This is a genomic window from Streptomyces solincola, assembly GCF_002982015.1.
In the GTDB taxonomy this organism is placed as follows: domain Bacteria; phylum Actinomycetota; class Actinomycetes; order Streptomycetales; family Streptomycetaceae; genus Streptomyces; species Streptomyces solincola.
Genome location: NZ_PVLV01000728.1, coordinates 1 through 1,669, shown reverse-complemented (window position 1 = coordinate 1,669; position 1,669 = coordinate 1). Strand labels below are relative to the sequence as shown.

General features: G+C 73.8%; 1 protein-coding gene and 1 pseudogene. Both read left to right on the top strand.

Going from position 1 to position 1,669, the window contains the following annotated elements; all coding sequences use genetic code 11:
- Window positions 1-75 precede the first annotated feature (75 nt).
- Window positions 76-1,467, top strand: a complete 1,392-nt coding sequence (locus tag C6N75_RS29735) for a vWA domain-containing protein (protein ID WP_105871932.1) — start codon at window positions 76-78, stop codon at window positions 1,465-1,467.
- 68 nt (window positions 1,468-1,535) lie between these two features.
- Window positions 1,536-1,669 (top strand): annotated as a pseudogene (locus tag C6N75_RS31945) (FHA domain-containing protein); the annotation flags it as partial.

Genomic DNA, 1,669 nt, shown 5'->3' with positions numbered 1-1,669 from the left:
GAGACAGCCCCCGCACGCCCCAACCCCCCACTCGAACCTTCCTGTTGTGTGCGTCCGTGCCGAGGAGCCGATGAGATGGCGAACTTCTCCAAGTCCAGCGTGCCGCAGTTCGCGGTGGAGGTGTACCAGAACGAGTACCTGCCGGAGGGCGGGCAGGAGGTCAACGCGATCGTCACGGTCACCGCGACCGGCGGCGGGACCACCGGCGGGGTGCCGCTGACCGGCGCGGGCGCCTCCCCGGCGTCCATACCCGTGCGGGACGCGGCCGCCGGCCGGGCCCCGGCCGCCGCGGTCGTGGTCATGGTCGACTGCTCCGGGTCGATGGACTACCCGCCGACCAAGATGCGCAACGCCCGCGACGCCACCGCCGCCGCGATCGACACCCTGCGGGACGGGACGGAGTTCTCGGTGGTGTCCGGCACCCACGGGGCACAGGAGGTGTATCCGGGCGGCGGACGGCTGGCGGTGGCGAGCGACCACACCCGCGCCGAGGCCAGGCGGCGGCTCCGCCGGGTCACCGCCGGCGGCGGCACCGCGATCGGGGCCTGGCTGAAGCTGACCGACCGGCTGCTGGCCTCCTCCGACGCCCCGATCCGGCACGCGATCCTGCTCACCGACGGCCGCAACGAGCACGAGAGCGCCGACGACCTGCGGGCCGCGCTGGACGCCTGCGCCGGCCGCTTCACCTGCGACGCCCGGGGCGTGGGCACCGACTGGGAGGTCAAGGAGGTCACCGGGATCGCCTCGGCGCTGCTCGGCACGGCCGACATCGTCGCCGACCCGGGGGACCTGGCCGCGGACTTCACGCGGATGATGGAGACCGCCATGGGCAAGGAGGTCGCCGACGTCTCCCTGCGGCTGTGGACGCCGGTCGGCACCGAGGTGCTGTTCGTCAAGCAGGTCGCGCCGTCCGTCGAGGACCTCACCGACCGCCGCGGCGAGGCCGGTCCGCGCGCGGGCGACTACCCGACCGGTTCCTGGGGCGACGAGTCCCGCGACTACCACGTGTGCGTACGGGTGCCGGTGGCCGCGATCGGCCGGGAGATGCTGGCCGCCCGGGTCTCGCTGGTGCTGCCGGACCCCGCCGGGGCGGGCGGCGCCCCGCAGGTGCTGTCGCAGGGCCTGGTCCGCGCGGTGTGGACGGACGACATGGCGGCCTCCACCTCGATCAACCCGCAGGTGGCGCACTACACCGGGCAGGCCGAGCTGGCCCAGGTCATCCAGCAGGGCCTGGACGCCCGCAAGCTGGGCGACTTCGACGGGGCGACGGCGAAACTGGGCCGCGCGGTGCAGCTCGCGGCCGCCTCCGGCAACGGCGATACCGCCAGGCTGCTGGCGAAGGTGGTGGACGTGGTCGACGCCGCGACGGGTACTGTGCGACTCAAAGCGAAGGTTGCCGAAGCGGACGAGATGACACTCGAAACCCGCTCGACCAAAACCGTTCGCGTCAAGAACACGAACCGGTAGCGAGCGGTCCGCCGGTCGCCGACGAACTGCGGCCTGCGGGCCGGACGAAGAGAGGGGGAAGCGCCGACATGCCGACCTGCCCGAACGGACACCAGTCGGGTTCCGACGACTGGTGCGAGGTCTGCGGCCACCGCATGACCGGGGCGGGCGCGCCTGCGGGTGCCGTCCCCCCGCCGCCTCCCCCGCCCGGCTACGGCTACCC